This is a genomic window from Sphingobium sp. VMM (assembly GCF_056790315.1).
Genome location: NZ_JBXGSI010000003.1, coordinates 273,067 through 294,662 on the forward strand (window position 1 = coordinate 273,067; position 21,596 = coordinate 294,662).

A 21,596-nucleotide genomic window follows, 5' to 3' on the forward strand; every position below is an offset into this window, starting at 1 on the left:
GTCAGGCCTTTCCGGGACGCGTCGCATAGACGGTGGGATCGGGCAGCCCTGCTTCCTCGAAGCCCTTCGAGCGCAGGCGGCAACTGTCGCACAGGCCGCAATGCTTGTTGTCGGGCGTCGGATCATAGCAGGACCAACTGAGCCCGGCATCCAGGCCCAGGCGATGCGCCTCGCGCACGATGTCCGCCTTGGTCATGAACTGCAGCGGCGTATTGATGCGGATCGGATGGCCCTCGACCCCCGCCTTGGTCGCCAGCGTCGCCATTTTCTGGAACGCGTCGATAAATTCGGGACGGCAGTCGGGATAGCCCGAATAGTCGAGTGCATTGACGCCGATATAGATGTCGCTGGCCGAAGCGACTTCGGCCAGGCCCAGCGTCAGCGACAGGAAGATGGTGTTGCGCGCCGGCACATAGGTGACGGGGATTTCGTCGCCCACGCCGCCCTTGGGCACTTCGATGTCGGCGGTCAGCGCCGACCCGCCAAAGGCCGTGAGGTCGAGCGGCAGCACGATGTGCGACATGGCATTGAGCGCCGTCGCGACCTTGGCCGCGGCGCGCAGTTCGACGCGATGCCGCTGATTATAATCGATCGTCAGCGCCAGGACGCGATAGCCCGCTTCACGCGCGAGCCCGCCCGCGACCATTGAATCCAGCCCGCCCGAAAGCAGGACGACGGCGAATTTTCCATTCTGTGCGACCATGATGCTGCGCTAGACCTCGTTATGTTGCAGTGCAAGGGGGCCACCGGTCAGCGGCATGCCCCGACATGGCGCCCTTCGACCATGTTGGAAAAGGGCGCGCCGTCGCTGATCCCCTGCGATCGTATCTGGATGAGGCGCGGCGTTTCGACGCGCAGGTCGGTGCGCGCATTGCCGGCCGCCCCGCAATCGAAGGTCACGGTGGCGGCAGCAGGCGCGTCGCTGACCACGAACGGCTTGCAGCCGGGGCCGGCATTGGCCGGCTCCAGCAACTGATGCGGCATCGTCACGCACAGGCGGCGGGGCGGCGCGGTGGGGTCATCGCGCAGGCGCAATTCCCATTCACCCGTTTCCAGCTTGGCGAGCGCGGCCAGTTGCGGAGCATTCGCCGCCCCGGCCCAGCTTGCCATCATCATTGCCGCCGCGGCGCCCAGCGCCTGCAGCCCCAGCCTTGCCATCTTGCGTCCAGACCTTGTCATCGGCGCCGGGGAGCGGCGCCATGCTTCATCCTTTTGTGCCGCGCAATTGCGGCAATTTGATAGCGCGGGGCGAACGGCCCTGCCGCAATTGCCCCGCGCCAGCTTTCAATGGGTGACGAAACTGTCCAGCGCCAACGGGAACAACCGCGAGCAGAAGGCGCAATCGACGCCGATAATGCCCTTCTCGTCCGCCATCGCCACCCGTTCGTCGGCCGGGAAGCGGCCGATCACATCGCGAATATGGGCAAGGTCACAGCGACAGCCCTTGGCAAGCGCCGTCGTTTCGGTGACGCGCACCTCTTCCTCCTCATGGAACAGGCGCCAGGCGATGTCGGTCAGCGGCAGGTCGAGATCGGTCAGTTCCTCGTCGCGCAGCGTGCCGGCCAGCGCCTGCACATGTTCCCATTCGGGATGGTCATGGCGCACATGCAGGCGCTCGCGCCCCACTTCGCCCTCGGGCAGATGCTGGAGCAGCAGGCCCGCCGCGACGCAGCCTTCGCCCGGCTCATGCCGGGTCGCGATCTGGACGATGCTGGGGATCTGTTCGGACTGGAAGAAATAATGCTCCGCCGCCTCGGCCAGCGACGATCCGTCCAGCGGCACGATGCCCTGATAGCGCTCGCCGGTCGCCGCCTGGTCGAAGGTGATCGCCAGATAGCCCTTGCCGAACAGGCCGAACAGGGTCGGATCGCTGCCGATTTCCGCCAGCCGTTCGGCATCGAACTTGGCATAGCCGCGCAGTTCGCCGCCCTTGTAATCGGCCACCAGCAGGCTGACGACGCCATTTTCGGTCTGCGCCTGCAGGGTCAACTGGCCGCCGGCATCCTTGAGCAGGCTACCGAGCAGCGCGCCCAGCACCAGCGAGGACGCCAGCACCCGCTCGATCGCCGGGGGATAGGCATGGGCAGACAGCACCTGGTCCAGCACCGGCCCCAGCCGAACGAAACGGCCACGCACATGGCGCGAGGGGATGGTGAAGCCAAGGGCCTGATCGACATTGCTACTGGTCACGATATTTCCTTCCGATCCACCCGCCCCGAAAGCCGCGAGGGCCCGTCCTCCGCTTCCCAGCGCAGGACAGGCCCCGTCATCTTTCAGGGCGAACGGAAAATTTCGCCCGAATATAGGGTGAGCTTACAGCTTTCCAAGCGCCCAGAGCAGAACCGACTTCTGGGCATGGATGCGGTTCTCCGCCTCGTCCCAGATCAGCGACTGCGGACCGTCGATCACCGCCTCGACCACTTCCTCGCCGCGATGGGCGGGCAGGCAGTGGAGGAATTTGGCGTCGGCCTTGGCGCCCGCCATCAGCTCCGGCGTCACCTGATAGGGCATCATCGCCGCCAGCTTTGCCTCGGCATGGGCCTGGCCCATGGAGATCCAGGTGTCGGTGACCACGACGTCGGCACCGGCCACCGCCTGCGCCGCATCGCGGGTCAGGGTGATGGTCGAACCCGCTGCCTGCGCTGCCGCGGCAAAGGACGGATCGGGATCATAGCCCTCAGGGATGCCCATGCGCACGTCGAACTTCATCAGGCCGGCGGCCTCGACGATCGAGTGGAGGACGTTGTTGCCGTCGCCCAGCCACGCCCATTGGCTGCCGGGCAGCGCCAGGCCATGCTCGACCACGGTCAGCAGGTCGGCAACGATCTGGCAGGGATGCGACAGGTCCGTGAGGCCATTGATGACCGGGACGCTGGCATATTCGGCCATTTCCTCGATCTTGGCATGGTCATCGGTGCGGATCATGATCGCGTCGGCCATGCGGCTGAGCACGCGGGCCGTGTCGGCGACGGTCTCGCCGCGTCCCAACTGACTGGTCGCGCCGTCCAGGATCAGCGAATTGCCGCCGAGCTGGCGGATCGCCATGTCAAAGCTGACGCGGGTGCGCGTGCTGTTTTTCTCGAAGATCATCGCCAGCGTGTGGCCGGCGAGCGGCGCATCGGCGTCGACCCAGCCCTTGGGCTTGCCTGCCCGTGCCGCCTTGCGATCGATGGCATCAGCGATCATCGCGGCGATCGCGTCGCCGCCCGCATCGGTGAGATTCAGGAAATGCTTGGTCATTGGAAACAACCTCTAACCCGTTCAGGCTGAGCGAAGTCGAAGCCCCCGCCTGAACGAAGTGAAGGCACCTCGCTTTGCTCGGCGATACCCTTCGACTTCGCTCAGGGCGAACGGAAACTAAATGGTCAGGCCGCCTTGGCGTCCGCGAAGCTCCGCGCACCGGCGGAAATCTTCTCGATGCACTCGGCGATATGGCTTTCGTCGATGACGAGCGGCGGCAGGATGCGCAGCACATTCTGGCCCGCCGATACCGACAGGAAACCATGATGGTCGCGCAGATGGCCGACGAAGGCGCGCGCATCATAGGCGTCCTTCATCTTGACGCCCAGCATCAGCCCCATGCCGCGCACATCCTCGAACATGTCGTCATGGTTTGGGATCATCTGCTCCAGCGCGGAGCGCAGACGCGCGCCCATCGCCGTCACCTGCTCCAGGAAGCCGTCCGCCAGCACCTCTTCCAGCACCGCGATGCCCACCGCCATGGCGAGCGGGTTGCCGCCATAGGTGGAACCATGGGTGCCGAACACCATGCCCTTGGCCGCTTCCTCGGTGGCGAGACAGGCGCCGAGCGGGAAGCCCGCGCCGATGCCCTTGGCCACCGCCATGATGTCCGGCGTCACGCCATATTGCTCATGGGCGAAGAAGGTGCCGGTGCGGGCATAGCCGCACTGCACTTCGTCCAGGATCAGCAGCAGGCCATGCTCGTCGCACGCCTTGCGCAGGCCGGTCAGGAATGCCTGGGTTGCCGGGGTCACGCCACCTTCACCCTGCACCGGTTCCAGCAGGAAACCGGCGGTATTGTCATCGATCGCGGCCAGTGCCGCGTCGAGATCGTTGAAGGGCACGACCTGGAAACTGGGCAGCAGCGGCTCGAAACCATCGCGCATCTTGGGCTGGCTGGTCGCCGAAATGGTGCCCAGCGTGCGGCCGTGAAAGGCGTTGTCGAAGCTGATGATCTTGTGCCGGTGCGCTTGCCCATTGGCATAATGATAGCGGCGCGCGGTCTTGATCGCGCACTCGACCGCTTCGGCACCCGAATTGGTGAAGAAGACGGTGTCCGCGAAACTATTATCAACCAGCTTCTGCGCAAATTCCTCCCCCAGCGGCGAACCGTAGAGGTTGGAGATATGCATCAGCGTCGCAGCCTGATCGGCAATGGTCTTCACCAGCTTGGGGTGGCCATGGCCCAGCAGATTGACGGCGATGCCGCTGGCGAAGTCGAGATAGCGCTCGCCGCGCTCCCCGATCAGGTAGCAGCCCTCGCCTCGGACCGGACGCACATCGCACCGGGGGTAAACGGGCATGAGCGGCGTAATCGACATGTGCCTTCCCTTTCTGGGTTGATGCTGCGCGTCCGTGCGCATTGGATATAACGCAAAAAGGCGGCCCCCGCCGGGCCGCCCTTGTGCGAGTGCCGCCTATACAGGCCACCGGAAGGGGGTGCAACCCCGCAACCGGGCCAGTCGACAGCCTATGGACTGATCGCGCCGTGAGCGATCAGGGCTGGCCGATCTGGCTCCAGGCATCGGCAATCTCGCCGACCATGGCGCGGGCCTGCTCGACCGGCGCGGCATCATGCTCCTTGGCGCTGACCAGCAGCAGGCGGCGGGCCTCGCGATAGATGCGCGCCAGGCCGGTGGCAATGTCGCCGCCCTTGTCGAAGTCGAGGCTCGCTTCCAGCGCGAACAGAATCGACATGGCGCGCGCCTGCTTGTCGGACACCTTCAGCCGGTCGCCATTGCGTTCGGCCAGCGCCGTGGCATCGAGCGCGATCAGCAGTTCGTCGAACAGGATCTTGACCAGCGCGTGGGGCGTGGCGCCCTCGATCCGGCTGCCCGAATGCACCGCCGCATAGCGCCGTGCCGCTGCCGTACCCGCAAAGCTGTGATTATAGAACATGTTTCAAAGTCCCCGATTAACTGTCGCTCTTGTTCCAGGCATCGATCTGCTGCTGGAGATAGCTTTGGGTTGCGTTGAGCGCAGACAGCTTGGTCTGCATTGCCGAATAGATGGAAGTCAGGCGCGTCTCATAGTCGGCCATGTCCTCGTCCAGCTTTTCGAGCTGTTCGGTCAGGCTGTCGGCCAGCTTCTCATAACGGTCCTGCGCCGCCCTGATCGGGCCGTTGTCCAGCTCGATATTGTCGCGCACGCTGTCCATCAGGCCCGACAGGCCCAGATTATCGGCGGTCGACTTGGCGGGATTGAGCATCTTGGTGATGCCCGCCGGATCGGCGGCCAGCGCCTTGTCCAGCGTATCGGTGTTGAGTGTCAGCGTGCCGTCGCGGTTGGTCGCGATGCCGATATCGGCCAGCGTCTTGTAGCTGCCGGTCGAGGCCAGCTGGGTCGATGTGATCTTCGACAGCTGCGACTTCATGTCGCGCACTGCCGACACACCGTTGAGGACGCCCGCGGTCGACGAATCCGTGCCGGTCGAGGTCGACGTGTTCAGCGCCTTCATCAGCGTATTATAGGCGTCGACAAATTCCTGCAGCAGATCCTTCATCGTCGCGGTCGGCTGCGTCATGGTCAGGTTGACCGTGCTGTTGACGTCCGCCGCGGTCAGTTCGATCCGCAGATAGGGGATCGCATCGTCGATGGTGTTGCTGGCATATTCATAGTCGGTGCCGTCGAGCGTGATCTTCGCATTGGCCGGGTCCGACGTCGAGGTCATCGCGCTGCTGTTGAGGCCGGCGAGAACGCTGGTCGAGCTGTCAGCCGAGCTGGTGATGGTGAAATCATTGGCCGCGCCGGTTTCGCCCTTGAACACTAGCCGCGTGCCCTGTGCATCGGTGACGACGCTCGCGGTCACGCCGATGTCGGCGGCGTTGATCGCCGAAGCCAGGCCGGAGAAACTGTTATTGCTCGAATCGACGGTGATCGTGGCGGTCTTGCCGCCCGCCGTCGTGATGGTGAGCGAGCCAGTGCCGACCGCCGTGCTGCTGGTGGCGCCGCTGGTCGCGGCCGAGGCGAAGATGCGGGCGGTCGCCAGCGACTTCACCACCAGCTGTGCCGGCATGCCCGTCGGCGTGCCGCCGCTCAGCAGGCTGACCGACGCGATGTTGGTGTTGGTCGAATTGGGCGTGCCGGTATATTCGGCTCCCGACAGGACGCTGGTGAGCGCATCGGCGAAGGTGTCGAGCGAACTGATGGCCGACGCCAGCGCCGAGATGCGGGCATTGTTGGTCGTCTGCTGGGTGGTGATCGCGGACTGGCGCGGGTCGCGGGTCGCGCTGACCAGGCTGGTGACGAGCGCGCTCGTGTCGATGCCCGAATTGGCACCCAGCGCCGACAGGATGCTGCTCCCTACCGATGTCGTCGTCGTTGCCATGGGCCGTCCTTTCAAATGAGAGAACGGCCGTAGCGCGAAGATGTTTAGGAATGATTTTCAAGCTGATGGCAAAGCCCGCAAAAAAGCGGGCATGGCCGCGATCAGATCGCCGATGCGGACAGGATCTGGTCGACGGTTCCGCGCGCAACATGCGCCTGAGCCGCATAGGCATAGCTGGCCTGCTGGGCGATCCGCTTGGCCAGATCGGCGGCCTGCTCCACCGCCTCGCGCGTGGCGGGCGGCAGCGGAATGTAGATGAAGGGCTGCGGCATCATCGCCTGGACGGCGGCCGATGCGCCATCGACCGACACATCCCCTTGGCCGGCGCGCATATCGGCCAGGATATCGGCGATCCGGGCATGGATGCGCGCATATTCGGCGGCGCCGGCGGCATCTTCGTCGACCGCAACGATATCAACTGCAAAACTCTCCTGCCTGCGCGCATCGCTGGCAGACATGTTGCCCTGCTCGGTCGAAGATTCCGTCGCTGAAACCGGCTGAACGGCCGCAGCCGGCACCGGCGCGCGAACGACGCTCCGATCCACTGGCGAAATCTCGCTACGCGAAAAATACTCGTTCATGACGCACCATCCTAATGCGTCCCCGTAAACAGAATACGGACAAGCGTGGCTAAACTTTAATTCACCATCGCCCTATTTCTTCGATCAACTGCCAAGTATCAGCAAATTCTCTACAATTTCTTTCCATCCGGATCGAAACGCAGATCTTCGGGCACGGTAATGAACGGACGGTCCATTTCCGTCGCCATCCCGTTCTCGACCCGGAAGACGAAGGCCAGCACCGTCGCCACCGCCATGTAGAGGCCTTCATTGACGATCTCGCCAGCGCGCGAGGTGAAGTAGATGGCGCGCGCCAGCTCGGGATATTGCAGCACCGACACGCCATGATCCTCGGCCAGTTCGCGGATCGAGGCCGCGATCGCGTCACAGCCGCGCGCGACCACGACCGGCGCGGCATCCACGCCGGGCCGATAGCGCAGCGCCACCGCGAAATGGGTCGGGTTGGTGATGATGACGCTGGCCTCTGCCACCGCCTGGCGGGTCGATCCGTTCAGCACCTCGAACTGGCGCCGGCGGATCTGGCCCTTGAGTTCGGGCGAGCCTTCGCTTTCCTTATGCTCGTCCTTGATGTCCTGCTTGCTCATGCCCAGCCGCTTGCCGCGCTGGAAAATCTGCATCGGCACGTCGATGCCGGCGATCACGAACAGCCCGCCTGCCATCACCAGGCAGACCAGGATGAACATGTTGCCAAGGTCGCTGATCGCATTGCCGACCCCCGCCTTGCCCAGGCCGATGATCGCGGTCAGCCGGTCCCAGATCATCCAGAAGCCGACCGCGCCCAGCAGCCCCACCTTGGCGATCGACTTGACCAGTTCGATCAGCCCCTGTGCGCCGAACATGCGCTTGAGGCCAGAAGCCGGGTTCATCTTCGACGCCTTGGGCGCGAAGGCGCCGGGACGAAAGCCCAGCGAACCGAGCAGCGCCGGCGCCGCGATCGCGGCAAAGAAGGTCGCGAGCAATACGCCGCCCACCGGCAGCGCGATGTCCGCCAGCAAGCCGGTGCCGCGCGTTACCGGCGAGAAGTTCACGATATCCTCGCGCCCGAAGCGCAGCGCGCGGGTCAGCATGCCAGACAGCGCATCGATCAGGCCCGGCCCCGCGACCGCCAGCCAGCCGATGCCGGCCATCACCACCAGGGCCGTCCCCAGTTCGCGGGACTGGAGGATATCGCCTTCCTTGGCGGCATCCTGCAATTTCTTCTGTGTCGGTTTTTCGGTCTTTTCGCCGCCCTCGGATCCGCCCGCCATGGCTCAGCGTCCTTCCGAGATGGCGCGGGCCTGTTCCAGCCCCGACTTGAGCGCGATGGTAATCCCCTCGCCCATCACCGGCACCGCCATCGCCAGCAGCACCAGTCCCGCCATCACCGCCATCGGCATGCCCACGGCGAACAGGTTGAGCGCGGGCGCGGTGCGCGCCAGCATGCCCATGACGATCTGTACCAGCACCAGCGCAAAGCCGACCGGCAGCGCGATCGTAACCCCGGCGCCCAGCAGCGAGCCGCCAAACTGGATCATGTGCCAGACCGCATCATTGCTGAGCATCGCCGCGCCCGGCGGCAGCGCCTTGTAGCTCTGCACCACGAAGCTGACGAGCAGCAGATGGCCGTCCATCGCCAGCAGCAGGAAGGTCGAGAGGATCGACAGGAACTGGCCGACCGCCTGCGTCCCCTGCCCCGATCCCGGATCGACCATCGCGGCAAAGCCCAGCCCCATGGTGTTGGCAATCGCCTCACCAGCGACGAAGGCGGCGGAATAGCCGATCTGCACGGCGAAACCCATCGCAAGGCCCGTCAGCACTTCGCCGGCGACCAGCATTACGCCTTCGAAACTGGCGACGCCGTCATGCGGCAACTGGATGGTGACGCTGTTGAGCGCCGCCATGCCAAGCGCGAGCGAGAGGATCAGGCGCAACTGAAGCGGCATCGCGGGCGCACCGAAGACGGGCGCGGCCAGAAAGGCCGCACCAGGGCGGATCATGGCGATCAGCCAGATCCACAATTGCGTCTCGACGCCTGCGAAGCCGGGTGCGATCATTGCAGCAGGTCCGGTATCCGCTCGAATATCTCGCGCGTGAAGTCAGCGATCAGCACCATGATCGATCCGCCGAACAGGGTCAGCATCGCACCCACGACCAGAATCTTGGGAATGAAGCTGAGCGTCTGTTCGTTGATCGACGTCGCGGCCTGGACCATGCCGATCAGCACGCCCGCGACCAGCGCCGGAATCAGGATCGGCGCCGTCGCCAGCGCCGTGATCCACAGCGCATGCTGTGCCAAGCCCATGAAGAAATCCGCATTCTCCATTGCCGCCCTCCTATGTCGCGAAGGAGCCGGCGAGCGACCCCATCGTCAGCGCCCAGCCATCGACCAGCACGAACAGCAACAGCTTGAAGGGCATGGAGATGATCGTGGGCGACAGCATCATCATGCCCAGTGCCATCAGGGTCGATGCGACGACCAGGTCGATGATGAGGAAGGGCAGGAAGATCATGAAGCCGATCTGGAACGCGGTCTTCAACTCGCTGGTGACGAAGGCCGGCAGCAGGATCGTGAAGGGAATGTCGTCGGGCGTGCGGAAGGCCGGAGCCTCGGCCATGTTGGCGAACAGCTTGAGGTCGCTCTCGCGCGTCTGCTTGGCCATGAAGCCGTGCAGCACCTTGCCCGAACGGCCAACCGCTTCCTCGATCGAAATCTGGCCCTTGCCATAGGGATCATAGGCCTGGCCGTTGATCTGGTCGATCACCGGTCGCATCACGAACAGCGACAGGAACAGGGCAAGCCCCACCAGCACCTGGTTGGGCGGCGTCTGTTGCAGGCCCAGCGCCTGGCGCAGCAGCGAGAGGACGATGATGATCCGGGTGAAGCTGGTCATCATGAGGATCAGCGACGGCAGGACCGACAGCAGGCTCATGAGGACGAGGATCTGCAGCGACAGCGACAGCGAGCGGCCGTCGCCCGAAATCTGTCCCATCGCGCGGGTCAGCGCGCCGCCATTGTCGACCGGCGCCGGCGCGACCGGCACCGCCTGCGCCAGCGCAGGATCGACCAGCATCAGCCCGGCGGTCAGCAGGATGCCGCCGACCAGCCAGTGACTAGCGCGCACGATAGGGGTCGCCTTCCGCGATCTTCTCGATCCGGCCACGGGTGACCGACAGCAGGATCTTCTTGCCCTCGAACTCGACCACGGCCAGCTTGCCGAACGTGCCCATCGGCAGCGCTTCCAGCAGCTTCAGCGACCGGTCATTCTGGCCGACCATCATGCCGGGCTGATATTTGCGCCACAGCCACAAGGCACCAAAGGCCATGCCGCCAACAAGCGGCAGCAGGATCAGCAATTTGACGAAATACCAGAACATGCACGCGCCCCGCGTTTAGGTTAATGCGTCATCCGATCCGCAAGAATGGGCCGCAAGGCAAGCGCAAAAGCACGGCCCTGCGATCAGCCGCGCCGTTCGACCCCGGCCATGCGGGTTTCGGTGGCGGCGATATCGACGATGCGGATGCCATAGCGGCCATTCACCGTCACGACCTCGCCCTTGGCGATCAGCGCGCCATTGACCATGATGTCGAGCAGTTCGTCGGCCTGGCGATCCAGTTCCACGATGCTGCCTTCGGCCAGGTCCATGACTTCGGCCAGGCGCAGCGAGGTCGATCCGACCTCCACCGACATGCGCACCGGAATATCGGCCAGCAGCTTGAACTGGCGGTTCGCCGCCATGCGGCTGGCGCTGTCTTCCCCACGGGGATCCATCATCGGGGCGTCGCTCATATCACTCATTGTTCCGGTCCCTGTGCAATCTTTTCAATCTGGAAGGCGGCACGGCCATCCTGTTCGCCGATCGTGCCGTGCGCGACGATCCTGTCGCCGACGATCAGCGGCAGGCTGCGGCCGATCGTCACGGGTATGATGTCGCCAGCCTTGAGCTGCATCAGCTCCGCCAGCGAGAGATTGGGGCGGGCCAGCACGGTGCGGGCCGGCAGGCGGATGTCGCGCATGCGGCGCGCCACGCGGGCCTGCCACACCGGATCGACATGCTCGTCATCGCTTGCGACCTTGCTGCCCATCAGCGCCTCGACGCCGCGCAGCGCCGCCAGCGGGAAGACCATGTCGATCGACCATTCGCGATCCCGGTCTAGGCCGACGCGGAAGCGCTGCACCACCATCTGGTCGGCGGGCTGGGCAGCGGCGGCAAAGCCGATGCCGGTTTCACGCAGCAGCAGGCCGGGTTCCAGGGGCAGGACTTCGGACCAGCATTCGACCATGCGGGCCATGATGGTTTCCGACAGGCGGGCGATCAGCCGGTCTTCGGTCGGGGTAAATTCGCCGCGCGCGGGCAGCGCCCGGTTGCCAAGGCCGCCATAGAAGCAGTCGACCAGGGTCGAGATCATGGTGGTGTCCATGCACAGCAGCATCTGCCCCTTCAGGGGCAGCAGGCGATAGATGGACAGGCTGCAGAAATTGGGCGCGCCGGCCGACCAGGCGCCGAACTCCACGACCCGCGCATCCTCGGCCGCGACGTGCGGGCGGATGCCGGAAATGGGTTCGATCAGCGCACGGATACGCCGGCCGAGCTTTTCACCCAGCCGGTCGAGGCCCGACAGCATTACCGGAGCTTGCGCGTCTCCCCGCCCGAAGGCGAAGGATTGAACGTGATTCATGTCTGTCCCCTGCCCTCGGCCAGGGGACTTCCCAGCGTTCAGGCAGCGCTATTGAATAACGAAATTGGTAAAATAAACGTTATCGACACCGCCATAGCCGGTCTTCTGCTTGAGTACATCGTTGATGATGCCCCGGATTTTTCCTTGCAGCATGCGCTTGCCGTCGGGCGTGACCAGCTGCTCCTCGGGCTGTTCGGCGAGCATCATCAGCACCTGACTGCGAATCGCCATCTCGTGCATCTTGATCGCGGCGATCACGCGATAGTCATAATAGGTCGACACCGCGACGGTGATCTGGGCGAAGGCGTCGGTGTCCGTCATGTTCGACGTGAAGGGCGCCTGGAGCTGGAAATAGGTGGCCTGATAGGCAGTCGGATTGCTTGGTGCCGGCAGGTCGATGCCCTTGCCCGGCGCATGGGCGGCGGACGGGGCATGCCCCTCGCCACCGGCGCTCGCATGGCCACCGCCTTCGCCACCACCGCCGCCGCCTTCACCGGCCCAGCCATGGGCGGTGGCGACAGCCTGCGCATCCTCGCCCGCCAGGACGAGCACGGGCTTGTTGGGATCTTCCTTGGGGCCTTCGGCCTTGGGGCTGAAGAAGCCGGCGGCGTACAGCCCGCCCGCAGCGCCGGCACCGCCCACCACCATGGCGACGGCGACCAGCAGGATGAGCTTCATCCCCCCACCCTTCTTCTTCTTCGCCTTGGGTTCATCGCTCATCGTTCACGTCCCCTGGAATATCCCGTCCCGGCCGTCAGGCGTAGCGCGCGCGGCGGACGTCACCGGCGCTATCGCCGGTGTCACCATGGTTAAGAACGGCCGGATCGCTCCCGGCTTTATGGCCAAGGCCATTATTTTCGTGCCCCTGCCAGCGGCCCTGCGACGAGGATTGGCCCATCGACTGGCCCGCCATCTGGCCAGCACCTTGCCAGGCGCCCTGCTGCTGAGAGGCATTGCCCTGCTGGCCGTTCGACTGGCTGCCGGTCTGGCCATTGGCATCGGCCTTGGCCGCTTCGGCGACATGCGGCGCGCGTTCGATCTTCACTTCGTGGATGCGCACGGCGGCAAGGCCCGCGTCCAGCTTCAGCCGGTCGCTATCCTGGCGCAGCGCCATTTCCGCCGCCTCGCTGGCGACGGTCAGGCTGACCGCCGCGCCATCGCCATCCTGGCGGATATCGACCTGGATCGGGCCAAGCTGGTCGGCATTGATCTGGAACCGGCCCTGCGCGCCATTGGCCGACAGGCCGGCAATGTCGCGGGCCAGCCCGTCAATCCACTGTCCCGACACGCCCATATCGACGACCTGCTGGCCAAGGCTGGCCGACAGGTCGACGGTCGGCATCGCCGCCGGGGTGAGCGAAGGGGTCTGGGGCGTGGCGGCCTGGGGCACGGAGACTTCCGAGCCATGATGGGGCGCGGCCGGAGTGGCAGCAACCAGCGGATCGACGGCCGCGGCCGCCTTGTCCGGCGTGGGATCGCTGACCGGCGTTGCCGCATCGGCGCTGTCGCGCACCGGCGTCGCCCGGCGGTTCATATGGTCGCGCACCAGTTGCAGCAGCGACAGGGCTTCCGCCTTGGCCGGCTTGGCGGCCACGGGCGCGGCCGGGACGTCGGTGCCAGCGGATGCGATCTCGACATCTCCCTCATCCGGGCTGCTGGTCGCAACCACCGGTGCGGTCTTCTCGGTCGGCTTGGCGCTCGCCACGACCATTTCCACCGGCATGTCGGCGTCCGTCACCGGCCCTGCCGCGACGGCGGGCATGACCTGCTCGACCGGGCGCGGTGCAATCGCGGGCTGCGGGGCGGCCTGGACCGGGGCCTGCACGACATTCGGTGTCGCGTTGGCGACTGGCACAGGCTGGGCCGGGATCATCGCAGCGACCAGTTCGGGCGTCACTGCAGGCGCCGTCACGGGCGCTGCAACGATCTGCTCATCCTGCCCATCCGCGCCGACCACCGGGGCCGTCACCGCTTCCTGTCCCACGGCCGGTTTCGAAGGGGCCTGGGTTTGGGACGATGAAGGTGACAGCGAAGGAGACACGCTCAAAGGCATCTCCCGGGTCGGCGCGGATGGAGCCGAAGATGCGGGGGCATCGATCGGCGCCTGCGGCAAGGGGGGGAGTGCAGCAGGCAAGGAATGGGCAATCGGATCGGCGACAACTGGCGCGTCGCTGTCGACGGGCGCATCGGCCGTCACTATGTCAGCTTCGCTGTCACCATCGGCGATGTCGTCGGCCTCGGGCGCGACCATCGCAGCCGGCAGAGGCTGCGGCGCGTGCGTCGGCACGGTCTTGATCGGCGCGTCGGCAAGGGCGAGCGCGATCGGGCCTTCGGGGTCGGCCGGCAGCGGCAGGGCCACATCAGCGGTCGGAACCGGCGCCGGCGTCCGGATATCGGCAGGCGCAGGCGCGACCGCCGGGATCGGCAGAGGCAGCGGGAGGGCTTCGGCGTCAGCCTCGCCTTCGGGCAGGACGATCGGGGCGGGCTCGGCCGATACGGGCGCGACGGCCGCCTGATCCTGAACCGGCGCAGCGATGGGCAGGACCGGTTCGGCAACCGGCAAGGCGGCCGCAACGACCGGCAGCGCCGGTTCTGCGACCGGCTGGACCGGCATGGCCCGCTGGGTCAGAAATTCGGCGGTGTCCGGCACAACCGGCGCCTCGATTGCTTCGGGCGTCACGACCGGCGCATCGCCCTTGATCGTCCCTTCCACCGGCAAGGCGGCCGCGCCCACGGTCGTGGCAGGCGCAGCCGGCTGCGACGCGCCATCGACATCGCCCAGCAGTGCAGCGAAGTCGGCCGCACCCTCGGCAACCGCCGAAGCAGCGGCCGTCGTCGCACCGGCCAGCGGCGTCGAGGAGAAGAGCAGCGATTTGAGGCTGGCGAGCATGGTCATGTCAATTGTCCCCCGTGCGCTGCATGCGGCGATAGCGCGGCAACGCGGCAAGCTTGTTCTCGCGCCATTCTTCCAGCGCGACGCGGGCCCGATCCTTCAGGCGCGCGGCAATTTCCTTCTCGCGGTTGGCCGCGATGCTGAGCCCTTCCTTCGCCTCCACCTTGCGGCGAGCGTCGTAGAGCGCGCCGTCGAGCTGGCGACCGGCCTGCTCCAGACGGCTGGCCAGTTCCTGCATCGAGGCGAAGGAGGCGCCGGTGGCGCCGCCCTGGACACCGAACAGCTCGCCCCGCACCCGGCGCAGACGTTCCAGGTTGGTGGCGATCCCCTCCGCCTCGTCACGGGCGCGCGCGGTCTCGGCCATGGCCATGGCATGCTGGACATGGCGCACGCGCAGCACGCGATGGCGGCGGAACACCAGCCCCTTCACGCGCCGAACTCCGCGATCAGCGCGTTGGCGCTGGTATCAAGGTCGATCCGGCTCTTCTGGTCCTGGCGGATGAAATTCAGAATTTCCTGGCGACGCTGCACCGCCTCGTCGATCACCGGATCATTACCGGGACGATAGGCGCCCATCAGGATGAGGTCGCGATTTTCCTCATAGGCGGCCCAGAGGCGGCGATAGGCGGCAGCGGCCTGGCGATGCTCGTCGGGCACGACGTCGGCCATGACGCGCGACAGGGACTTGCCGATGTCGATCGCCGGGAAGATTGCCTGTTCCGACAGGCTGCGCGACAGGACGAAATGGCCGTCGACAATCGCGCGGGCGGCGTCGACGATTGGATCGTCGGTGTCGTCGCCATCAGCGAGAACGGTGTAGAGCGCAGTGATCGAGCCGCCAGTGCGGGCGTCGACGCCGGCCCGTTCGACCAGGCGCGGGATCAGCGCCAGCGCCGAAGGCGGATAGCCCTTCATCGCCGGCGGTTCGCCGAGCGCCAGGCCGATCTCGCGCTGGGCATGGGCGCAGCGCGTGAGGCTGTCGATCAGCAGCAGCACCTTCTTGCCGCGAGCGCGGAAATATTCGGCGATGGCGGTGGCGCGCGCGGCGGCGCGCAGGCGCAGCACCGGCGGATGATCGGCCGGCACGGCAACCACGATGCTCTTGTGCATCGCATGCTTGAGCTTGGTTTCGAGGAAGTCGCTGACCTCGCGACCACGCTCGCCGATCAGGCCGGTGACGACGATATCGGCTTCCGCGCCGGCGATCATCTGGCCCATCAGCACCGACTTGCCGACACCCGAGCCGGCGATGATGGCGATGCGCTGACCGCGCCCGGCGGTCAGCAGCGCGTTGACGGCGCGCACGCCAAGGTCGAACGGCTCGGTCACGCGGCCGCGATCGAGGACATTGCCCTTCACCCCGTTGAGCGGCCAGACGCCGCCGGCGATGATCGGCCCCTTGCGGTCGAGCGGCTGGCCCATGGCGTCGATGACGCGGCCGATCAGTCCCTCGCCCACCTGCACCATATTGGCCTGGCTGTCGGGTTCGACACGAATGCCGTTTTCCAGCGGCGCGTCAGCGTCGAGCGGCACCAGCAAAGTGCGCTCACCACGAAAGCCGACGACTTCGGCGCGACAGACCGACCCGTCGCTGGCCAGGACGCGGGCGCCCGAACCAATCGGACGGCGGAAGCCGGTGACTTCCAGCATGCCGGCATCATGGCTGACCAGACGGCCGACATGGCGCGGCTGGCGATTCTGGACCTGAAGATGCTCGAACAGGGTTTCGGCCTGCGCCAGCTCGGCGCGGATCATGCCTTACCCTCCATGTCATCCATCAGGGCGCGCAGGCGCGCCAGACGAACGTCCGGGCCATCCTCGACCCAGCCGTCGGCGGTTTCGAGGCGCACGCAGCCGCGCTGCATGCTCTTGTCCGACACCAGCGGCACGCCGATCTGCTCGCCTTCGAGCAGGGCTACGTCGTCAGGATGCAGATGCAGCGCGCTCTTGTCGCTGCTGTCATCGATGAAGGCGGCGACCGCTTCGCAGCGCTGGGTCAGCCGGTCGAGATCGATCTGCACTTCGCCGACAATCTGTTCGACCAGGCGGACGACCGTGGCCGACAACATGGTCGACAGGCTGCCGCTGGGTGCCGGCGCCAGCATTTCAAGCGCGGCGGTCAGGCGGTTGCGCGCCTCGATCTCGTTCGCCTGATCCTCACCGGCGGCGCGATAGCCTTCCTCGAACCCCTGCGAGAAGCCCGCCATATGGGCTTCGTCGATCGGATCGGTTTCCGGTTCGGCATGGATCGGCGCGCGGGCGGGCGCCGCGATGACGTCGCCGGGCAGCGCCGAATAAAGGCTGCGGAAGCCGTTGCTGGCCACCTGGCCAACGCCGATCATCGGCACGCTCGATACGTCATGGCTGGCTTCGGCGGCCCAGATCTTAGACAAAGTCGTTCCCCTTGCCACCCAGCATGATGGTGCCGGCATCCGCCATGCGGCGGGCGGTGGCGATGATCAGCTTCTGCGCGTCGATGACTTCGGCCAGGCGGATCGGGCCGCGTTCCTCGATCTCGTCGGCGATCGCCTGTGCGGCGCGGGCCGACATGCAGCTGAAGATCTTCGCCTTGAGCATGTCGTTCGCACCCTTGAGCGCCACGACCAGCACCTGGCTGTCGACGGTGCGCATCAGCGTGCCCAGATTCTTGTCATCCATGTCGATCAGGTTATCGAAGACGAACATTTCCTCTTCGATGGTCTGGGCGATCATCTTGTCGCGCTTGGCGACGGCCTTCATGATGCGCTGTTCATTGTCCTTGCGGACATTGTTCATGATCGCGGCCGCTTCGACCGTGCCGCCGCGCTGCGACGCCGCGCCCTGCTTGTTGACCGGACCACGCAGCAGCAACTGCTCCAGATCGTCCAGCGCCTCGTTCGACACCGGGCCGAGCGTGGCGATGCGATAGACGATCTCTTCCTGATATTCGGTCGGCAGCAATTGCAGCACGTCGGCGGCAACCGGCGCTTCCAGATGCGCCAGCACGATCGCCATGATCTGCGGATGCTCCATCTCGATCAGGATGGCGATTTCCTTGGCGTCCATCCACTTCAGCATTTCCAGCTGGGTGGAGCGGGTCGGCGGGGTGATGCGGGCCAGGATGGTTTCGGCCCGTTCCTCGCCCAGCGCCTTGGTCATCGCGCCGCGGATATGGCGGGTCGCGCCATAGCCGATGGTGGTGCGCTTCTTGGCCTTGGTGACGAAATGGTCGAGCGCCTCGTTCACTTCCTCGGGATCGACATCCTGCACGTCATACATGGCATAGCCGAGCTGACGGACTTCTTCGGGCTCCAGGCGCGACAGGATCTGGGCGGCTTCATCCTCATCGAACAGCATCAACAGGACGGCGGCGGCGGCGCTGCCCTTGAGCGCCTCGGGACGGCCGGGGACGATCTCAGGCATTTTCCTTCTTCCCTTCCTTCAGAAGGTCGCGGACCACCAGGGCGGCGCGATCGGGATCCTGCTTCACGAAGTTGCGGATCAGGTCGGCGCGCTGGGCATAGTCATAGGTGGACGAGATCATGTCGAGCGTCACCGGACGGCTGGGATCGGGATTTTCGGTCGCCTGCTTGGTCAGTTCGCCCGAAATTTCGCGACCCAGGCGCTGCCCGGCTTCGGCGGTCTCCACGACCTTCGCTTCCTGTGCGGCGGCACGGCGCTTAAGCAGCGGGCGACCGATGCCGAAGATCACCAGCAGCGCGACCAGCAGGGCCGAGACATTGCGGATCAGCGGCGACATCCAGTCGGCCTCATACCAGGGCGCCTTGACCTCTTCGGCCTTGGCGAAGCTGCGCGCCGACAGGGCAACGACGTCGCCACGGGCCTGGTCGAAGCCGACGGCCCCCTTCACCAGAGCTTCCAGCGCGGCAATTTCCTGGGCCGAGCGCGGCTTGCCATCAGCGCCGGTGTCGAGCGCGACGGCGACCGACAGGCGCTTGACGGTGCCGACAGCATCCTTCGTGACCGACACTTCACGGCCCAGCTCGAAGCTGCGGTTGAAGGTTTCCTCGGTCTTCATCGGCGGCAGGCCCGGCGTGGCCGGCTGCTGCTGTTCGGCCGTCTGCCCCTGCGTCACGGCCTGGCCGTTCGGGTTGGTCTGGGTCACGGTCGGGTTGACCGGCGCCTGGTTGCTGAGCGCGCCGGGAATGCCCGATGCCTCGCCAGCCTTCTGGCCCCGCTCGTCCGACGACCAGCTGCCCTGCTCGGCACGCAGGCGCGCCTCGTCCTGGGGGAAGCTTTCGCGGGTCGCCTGGCGTTCGGCGAAGTTCAGTTCGGCATGGACTTCGGCCGAAAATTTGCCGTCGCCCAGGATCGGGGTCAGCAGCGCGACCACCGACTGGCGATAGCGATCCTCGATCCGGGTCTGGATGGCGAGCTGGCGATCGTCGGCGGCATTGCCGTCATTATTGCTGAGCAGGCGGCCATTCTGGTCGACGACCGAAATATCTTCCGGGTTCAGTTCCGGGATCGACGAGGCGACGAGATGGACGATGGCGCTGACCTGCGCGTCGGTGAGCGTGCGGCCCTGCGACAGGCGCAGCATCACGGAAGCCGAGGGCTTGGTACGTTCGCGCAGGAAGACGCTGGGCGCTTCGACCGCAAGATGGACCTTGGCGCTCTCGACACTGTCGATCGCCTCGATCGTGCGGGCGAGATCGGTCTCGCGGGCGCCGCGCAGCTTCTCATTTTCGACCGCGCGGCTGGCGCCCATCGGCAGGCTGTCGATCATGCTGTTGCCGTCGGGCGCGCTCTTGGGCAGGCCCTGGGCGGCGAGCATCATCTTCGCCTTGAAATAATCGCCTTCGCCAACGGTCATGCCACCGGCATTGTCGAAGTCGTACTTGATGCCATTCTGGTCGAGCACCTGGGCGACGGCAGATTTGTCGCCATCGGGCAGGCCGCGGAACAGGTCGCGCTGCGGCGGTTCGCGCAGGGCCAGCCAGGCCGCGCCGGCCACCGCAACGGTGCCGAGCAGGCCGAGCAGCGGCAGGCTCTTGGCCACGGCCGGCTGCTTGATGAAGCCCGCGAAGCGCGCCTTGAGCGCGTCCACGCCCTTGGCATTGCCGAAGCTGGCACCGGTGACGGCCGGGAGGGCCGGGGCAGCGGCCGAGCCGCCATCGATGGTGAGTGCGTTCTCGCTCATGGGTTAGACCGGCATGCTCATGATGTCCTTGTAGGCGGACAGGAGTTTGTTGCGGACCTGGAGGGTCGCCTCGAAGCTGACCGATGCCTGCTGCTTGGCCAGCATGACCGCAGCGATATCGGTGGTTTCGCCCCGTTCGAACGCCGAGGCGGCATCGCCGGCCTGGGTCTGCAGGCCGTTGACCTGCTGGAGCGCATTGTTGAGCGCGTCGGTGAAGCCGCCGGGTGCGGTGCCCTGCGTTGCGCCCGCGCCGCCAGCCGAACCGACATTGCCGGTCGAGGCGACGTCGCGCAGCGCGGCGTTCTTCTGCAGGATGGCATTGCGCATCGCCATCACGCTGTCGGTGGGAGAGATACCGGTCATGCCCTAACCCTCCTTAAGCCGCAGCCAGCTCACGCATCTCGGCGAGCCGATAGCGCAGCGTGCGTTCGGAAATGCCCAGCTTGCGGGCGGCGGCGGCGCGATGGCCATCGGTCTCGCGCAGGGCGGTGCGGATCGCTTCCAGCTTGGAATGATGGGCGACGTCGCGCAGGCGGATCGGTTCGGCCGGTGCGGCAGCGACTGCGGCAACCGGCGCGGCCGAAACGATACGCAGCGGCTGCGGCGCACCGGCGACATGCAGGTCGTCGGCCTCGATGCGCTCGCCGTCGCGCAGCACCAGCGCGCGCTGCAGCACATTGCCCAGCTCGCGGGCATTGCCCTGCCAGCGATGAGCGGCCAGCTTGTCGAGCGCGGCGGCGGTTGGCCAGACAAAGCCGTCCTTGCCGGCATCCTGGTGGCGCAGCAGCATGGCGGCGGCGATCGCGGCGATGTCGCCGGGACGTTCGGCCAGCGGGCGCAGTTCCAGCGCCATGACATTGAGGCGCCAGTAAAGGTCTTCGCGGAAGCGACCGGCAGCGACTTCGTCGGCCAGGTTGCGGTTGCAGGCGGCGACGATGCGGACATTGACCGGCACCGGATGGGTGGCGCCGACCGGCAGCACTTCGCCTTCCTGGAGGGCACGCAGCAGCTTGGCCTGGAGCGCGAGGGGCAGCTCGGCGATTTCGTCGAGGAACAGAGTGCCGCCGTCCGCGGCCAGGAACAGGCCGTCCGAGGCATTGGATGCGCCGGTGAAGCTGCCCTTCTTGTGGCCGAACAGCATGGCTTCCATCATGGTTTCGGGCAGCGCGGCGCAGTTGACGGCGATGAAGTCATGGGTGACGCGGCCGGACTGGGTATGAAGGAAGCGCGCCATGCCTTCCTTGCCGGTGCCGGTATCGCCCTGGATCAGGACGGTGGCATCGCTGCGGGCCACGCGGCCGGCGAGCGTCATCAGGCGGGCACTGGCGGCATCGCCAACCGCCGGGACCGAAGCCGGGCGGGCCAGTTCGGCGATCAGCGCGAAGGCAAAGCCCATGTCTTCGAGGCCAAAGGCGACGCGTGCGGGCAGGCCATTGGCCGCCGGCACCAGCGACGGCTTGCCATCGACCAGGTTGATGAGGATATCGCGATGGGTGGCATGGCCGATCTCGGTCGCGAGAAGGACGCGGCGGCTATCCCGCTCACGCGGGCTCTGCGCATCCACGATCCGCACCGTGTACAAGGCATTTTCGAGCCAGTGCTGCAAGCCCGGAACGAGCGCGCAGACCCCACGGCTCACGTCAAGCGATGACATGAACTGTCCCCAGTGTCTTGGCAGGTTTGTGCCCCCGCACGCCCCTACCCCCTTCGATGACTTAAATTTACGCCAGCGTGGTTATTAGATGGTTAACGCG

Annotated in this window: 24 protein-coding genes and 1 pseudogene; 1 reads left to right on the forward strand and 24 read right to left on the reverse strand. The window is 66.0% G+C overall.

The annotated features are described in order from the left end of the window. Position 1: 1 nt before the first annotated feature. The 4 genes from queC to argF all read right to left on the reverse strand — a co-directional run bounded on the left by queC (position 2) and on the right by argF (position 3,240). The gene (queC, locus tag ACUCV3_RS05970; RefSeq protein WP_004208170.1) at positions 2-703 is read right to left on the reverse strand and encodes a 7-cyano-7-deazaguanine synthase QueC; all 702 of its coding nucleotides are present in this window, start codon (positions 701-703) and stop codon (positions 2-4) included. Between the two features lie 47 nt (positions 704-750). Then, on the reverse strand, positions 751-1,158 hold the full coding sequence (locus ACUCV3_RS05975; RefSeq protein ID WP_037507688.1) for a DUF3617 domain-containing protein: 408 nt from the start codon (positions 1,156-1,158) through the stop codon (positions 751-753). A 126-nt stretch (positions 1,159-1,284) separates the two neighbouring features. Next, positions 1,285-2,190 (reverse strand): Hsp33 family molecular chaperone HslO, encoded by a 906-nt coding sequence (hslO, locus tag ACUCV3_RS05980; RefSeq protein WP_004208172.1) that lies wholly within the window; start codon positions 2,188-2,190, stop codon positions 1,285-1,287. Between the two features lie 123 nt (positions 2,191-2,313). Then, the gene (argF, locus tag ACUCV3_RS05985; protein WP_037507687.1) at positions 2,314-3,240 is read right to left on the reverse strand and encodes an ornithine carbamoyltransferase; all 927 of its coding nucleotides are present in this window, start codon (positions 3,238-3,240) and stop codon (positions 2,314-2,316) included. A gap of 84 nt (positions 3,241-3,324) precedes the next feature. Between argF and ACUCV3_RS05990 the strand changes: the two are divergent. Further along, positions 3,325-3,378 (forward strand): annotated as a pseudogene (locus ACUCV3_RS05990) (hypothetical protein); the annotation flags it as partial. Here the strand turns inward: ACUCV3_RS05990 and ACUCV3_RS05995 are convergent. From ACUCV3_RS05995 to ACUCV3_RS06090, 20 genes are all read right to left on the reverse strand, one after another. After that, positions 3,366-4,562: an aspartate aminotransferase family protein gene (locus ACUCV3_RS05995; protein WP_279729048.1), complete on the reverse strand. Its 1,197-nt coding sequence runs from the start codon at positions 4,560-4,562 to the stop codon at positions 3,366-3,368. The pseudogene ACUCV3_RS05990 and the gene ACUCV3_RS05995 overlap by 13 nt on opposite strands. Positions 4,563-4,737: 175 nt before the next feature. After that, positions 4,738-5,139, reverse strand: coding sequence for a flagellar export chaperone FliS (locus ACUCV3_RS06000; RefSeq protein WP_004208175.1), 402 nt, complete (start codon positions 5,137-5,139; stop codon positions 4,738-4,740). A 16-nt stretch (positions 5,140-5,155) separates the two neighbouring features. Continuing rightward, on the reverse strand, positions 5,156-6,568 hold the full coding sequence (fliD, locus tag ACUCV3_RS06005; protein WP_279729049.1) for a flagellar filament capping protein FliD: 1,413 nt from the start codon (positions 6,566-6,568) through the stop codon (positions 5,156-5,158). Positions 6,569-6,669: 101 nt separating this feature from the next. Continuing rightward, a complete protein-coding gene (locus ACUCV3_RS06010; protein ID WP_026109657.1) occupies positions 6,670-7,149 on the reverse strand; it encodes a hypothetical protein in 480 nt (159 codons plus the stop codon). A 110-nt stretch (positions 7,150-7,259) separates the two neighbouring features. Next, entirely contained in the window at positions 7,260-8,396 is a 1,137-nt protein-coding gene (gene flhB, locus ACUCV3_RS06015; protein ID WP_482240424.1) for a flagellar type III secretion system protein FlhB, read from the reverse strand. A gap of 3 nt (positions 8,397-8,399) precedes the next feature. Next, positions 8,400-9,182 (reverse strand): flagellar biosynthetic protein FliR, encoded by a 783-nt coding sequence (gene fliR, locus ACUCV3_RS06020; protein ID WP_004208179.1) that lies wholly within the window; start codon positions 9,180-9,182, stop codon positions 8,400-8,402. After that, entirely contained in the window at positions 9,179-9,451 is a 273-nt protein-coding gene (gene fliQ, locus ACUCV3_RS06025; RefSeq protein ID WP_004208180.1) for a flagellar biosynthesis protein FliQ, read from the reverse strand. The genes fliR and fliQ overlap by 4 nt, the downstream gene beginning before the upstream one ends. 10 nt (positions 9,452-9,461) lie before the next feature. After that, complete coding sequence (gene fliP / locus ACUCV3_RS06030; RefSeq protein WP_279729054.1) at positions 9,462-10,199, reverse strand: flagellar type III secretion system pore protein FliP; 738 nt, start codon at positions 10,197-10,199, stop codon at positions 9,462-9,464. 40 nt (positions 10,200-10,239) lie between these two features. Continuing rightward, positions 10,240-10,503, reverse strand: coding sequence for a FliO/MopB family protein (locus ACUCV3_RS06035; protein WP_004208182.1), 264 nt, complete (start codon positions 10,501-10,503; stop codon positions 10,240-10,242). An 83-nt stretch (positions 10,504-10,586) separates the two neighbouring features. Next, positions 10,587-10,925: a flagellar motor switch protein FliN gene (gene fliN, locus ACUCV3_RS06040; protein WP_004208183.1), complete on the reverse strand. Its 339-nt coding sequence runs from the start codon at positions 10,923-10,925 to the stop codon at positions 10,587-10,589. Next, positions 10,922-11,806, reverse strand: coding sequence for a flagellar motor switch protein FliM (locus ACUCV3_RS06045; protein ID WP_482240425.1), 885 nt, complete (start codon positions 11,804-11,806; stop codon positions 10,922-10,924). Before ACUCV3_RS06045 ends, fliN begins: the two co-directional genes overlap by 4 nt. 48 nt (positions 11,807-11,854) lie before the next feature. Then, positions 11,855-12,526: a flagellar basal body-associated FliL family protein gene (locus ACUCV3_RS06050; protein ID WP_004208185.1), complete on the reverse strand. Its 672-nt coding sequence runs from the start codon at positions 12,524-12,526 to the stop codon at positions 11,855-11,857. Between the two features lie 34 nt (positions 12,527-12,560). Then, positions 12,561-14,702 carry a flagellar hook-length control protein FliK gene (locus tag ACUCV3_RS06055; protein WP_279776173.1) on the reverse strand — a complete coding sequence of 714 codons (2,142 nt, stop codon included), beginning with the start codon at positions 14,700-14,702 and terminating at the stop codon, positions 12,561-12,563. Position 14,703: 1 nt separating this feature from the next. After that, entirely contained in the window at positions 14,704-15,129 is a 426-nt protein-coding gene (locus ACUCV3_RS06060; RefSeq protein ID WP_279731236.1) for a hypothetical protein, read from the reverse strand. Beyond that, the gene (locus ACUCV3_RS06065) at positions 15,126-16,454 is read right to left on the reverse strand and encodes a FliI/YscN family ATPase (protein ID WP_010338846.1); all 1,329 of its coding nucleotides are present in this window, start codon (positions 16,452-16,454) and stop codon (positions 15,126-15,128) included. The genes ACUCV3_RS06060 and ACUCV3_RS06065 overlap by 4 nt, the downstream gene beginning before the upstream one ends. Next, complete coding sequence (locus ACUCV3_RS06070) at positions 16,451-17,092, reverse strand: FliH/SctL family protein (protein ID WP_010338847.1); 642 nt, start codon at positions 17,090-17,092, stop codon at positions 16,451-16,453. Before ACUCV3_RS06070 ends, ACUCV3_RS06065 begins: the two co-directional genes overlap by 4 nt. Beyond that, positions 17,085-18,101, reverse strand: a complete 1,017-nt coding sequence (gene fliG / locus ACUCV3_RS06075; RefSeq protein ID WP_017500447.1) for a flagellar motor switch protein FliG — start codon at positions 18,099-18,101, stop codon at positions 17,085-17,087. The genes ACUCV3_RS06070 and fliG overlap by 8 nt, the downstream gene beginning before the upstream one ends. Continuing rightward, positions 18,094-19,842, reverse strand: a complete 1,749-nt coding sequence (fliF, locus tag ACUCV3_RS06080) for a flagellar basal-body MS-ring/collar protein FliF (RefSeq protein ID WP_004208191.1) — start codon at positions 19,840-19,842, stop codon at positions 18,094-18,096. The genes fliG and fliF overlap by 8 nt, the downstream gene beginning before the upstream one ends. Positions 19,843-19,845: 3 nt before the next feature. Then, on the reverse strand, positions 19,846-20,205 hold the full coding sequence (fliE, locus tag ACUCV3_RS06085) for a flagellar hook-basal body complex protein FliE (RefSeq protein WP_010338848.1): 360 nt from the start codon (positions 20,203-20,205) through the stop codon (positions 19,846-19,848). Positions 20,206-20,218: 13 nt separating this feature from the next. Beyond that, positions 20,219-21,496, reverse strand: a complete 1,278-nt coding sequence (locus ACUCV3_RS06090) for a sigma 54-interacting transcriptional regulator (RefSeq protein WP_004208193.1) — start codon at positions 21,494-21,496, stop codon at positions 20,219-20,221. Positions 21,497-21,596: the final 100 nt, after the last annotated feature.